This window comes from Candidatus Cloacimonadota bacterium (assembly GCA_011372345.1).
Taxonomy (GTDB): Bacteria; Cloacimonadota; Cloacimonadia; order Cloacimonadales; family TCS61; genus DRTC01.
Map to the genome: position 1 here is coordinate 1 of DRTC01000488.1, position 2,026 is coordinate 2,026.

At 35.7% G+C, this 2,026-nt stretch carries 3 protein-coding genes; all 3 read right to left on the reverse strand.

Features of this window, described 5'->3' with window-relative positions; all coding sequences use genetic code 11:
* Nucleotides 1-650: UDP-N-acetylmuramoyl-L-alanine--D-glutamate ligase (locus tag ENL20_09435; protein HHE38779.1), on the reverse strand; the 650-nt coding region annotated here is incomplete at its 3' end.
* A gap of 4 nt (nucleotides 651-654) precedes the next feature.
* Complete coding sequence (locus ENL20_09440; GenBank protein HHE38780.1) at nucleotides 655-1,770, reverse strand: phospho-N-acetylmuramoyl-pentapeptide-transferase; 1,116 nt, start codon at nucleotides 1,768-1,770, stop codon at nucleotides 655-657.
* A gap of 1 nt (nucleotide 1,771) precedes the next feature.
* A complete protein-coding gene (locus ENL20_09445) occupies nucleotides 1,772-2,017 on the reverse strand; it encodes a hypothetical protein (GenBank protein ID HHE38781.1) in 246 nt (81 codons plus the stop codon).
* Between the last annotated feature and the right edge of the window lie 9 nt (nucleotides 2,018-2,026).

Sequence of the window (2,026 nt, forward strand, 5' to 3'; positions counted from 1 at the left end):
AAAACAGCCAGATCACTAGAATTTTGATTTTGGAATATCCTGAATTTTGATTTAGCGTAATCAGTAAAACTTTTGTAGCGATTAAGATGGTCAGGTGTAATATTCAAAATGACTCCAACTTCCGGTTTAAAAGTTTCGATCAAATCGAGTTGGAAACTGCTGATTTCCAGAACAATAAAATCGATTCCCGGTTTTTCAATGGGAAACGATGTAAAAGCAGTTCCGATATTGCCAGCGAGAATCGATTTGTAGCCGGCAATTTTAAGGATATGCTGGATCAGACTGACAGTTGTACTTTTCCCGTTTGAACCGGTAACAGCAATGATCTTGCTTGCAGGATGTTTGATCAGATATCCGAATTCGATTTCGCTGATCAGTTTGATGCCTTTTTTTTCAGCTTTCTTGAGGATTGGAATATTTAAGGGAATTCCCGGACTGACAATGATGAAATCACTTTCCAGGATTTTATCGGAATGACCTCCGAATTCACAAGAAAAATTTTCTTTTATTTTCCGAACATTTTCAATTTCAAATTCTTTTTTAATTTCACTTAAAAATGGTTGTCCACCTGATTGTTTGATCTTTTCTGCTGCTGCGAGTCCGCTTTTGGCAATTCCTAAAATTCCAATTTTTCGATTTTGGATTCCCATCGTGCTATCTCAACTTCAGAGTTCCCAAACCGATTGCAGCAAGAAGTATGGCAATTATCCAAAAACGAATAACGATCTTTTCTTCGGAAATTCCTTTCAATTCAAAATGATGATGAAGCGGAGCACAAAGAAAAACTCGCTTTCCCTTGCCTGTTTTTATCCGTGTATATTTAAAATAATATCTTTGAATGATCGATGACATTGCTTCCACAACAAAGACCATTCCCACGATCGCAAAAAATATTTCTTCTCTTAATAAAATTGCCAGAACAGCTAATATTCCACCCAAAGACAAGGAACCTGTATCTCCAAGAAAAATCTGGGCAGGTTTGACATTGAACCATAAAAAACCAAGTAAGGTTCCAATTAAAGCCGCAGTAAATACGGCTAATTCTCCGGCATTGGCAATATAATCAAGATTCAGGTATTCAGCGATTACGAAATGTCCTTTGATATAAGCCATCACTCCGAGAGCAAAGGCAGAAATGGCAATTGTTCCTGAGGCAAGTCCGTCGAGTCCGTCGGTCAGGTTCACAGCATTGGAAGTTCCCACGATCATAAAGATGACAAAAGGAATAAAGAACCATTTCAACTGGATTATAGTGTTTTTCAGAAAAGGAAGATTGATGGAAGTGATAATATCAGGATCTTTTTCACCATAAAAAAGGATAAAAGCAACAACAATACCAAGAACGATTTGAGCCATTAATTTATATTTTGCAATTAATCCTGATTTTGTATGATGGAAATTTTTCAAATAATCATCCAGAAAACCGACGCTTCCCAACCATATAATTGTCAAGATCATGACCAGAATATAAGAATTGATAAGATTATTCCAGAGCAGAATGGAAACAAGCAAACTGAGCAGAACGATCAATCCTCCCATCGTGGGAGTTCCGGCTTTTGATTTATGATTTTCAGGTAAATGCTCATTGATAGTCTCGACAGCCTTGTTTTTCTTCAGCATTCGGATCAGCTTTGGTCCAAACAGAAAAGAGAGGATAAGAGCAGTTACGAAAGCTGCAATTGCCCTGAAAGTTACATATTGGATAACATTAAAGATATTGTATCCGAAAATTTCTTTATCTAATAAGGGTAAGAAAAAATGATAGAACATTTTAGATCCTTTTAATTATTTTTTCCAGGTGAATTCCATGAGAAGCTTTGATCAGGATCACGGAATTCTTTGAGAATGATGATAAAATTGCTGAGTTAATCAATTTTTCAACATCTTTAAAATGAATATCAGCCTGGTAAAATCTGGCAAATTCCCCAACTGAGATTACATATTTATTTTGGATATTCTTTAATGAATTCCAGATTTTTTTATGTAGTTTTTCTGTCAAATTTCCTAATTCCAGCATATCTCCTAA

Bases quoted from the DNA above. Each gene is read 5' to 3' on its own strand.
- ENL20_09445 (HHE38781.1), bottom strand. From the start codon at position 2,017: ATGCTGGAATTAGGAAATTTGACAGAAAAACTACATAAAAAAATCTGG.
- ENL20_09440 (HHE38780.1), bottom strand. From the start codon at position 1,770: ATGTTCTATCATTTTTTCTTACCCTTATTAGATAAAGAAATTTTCGGA.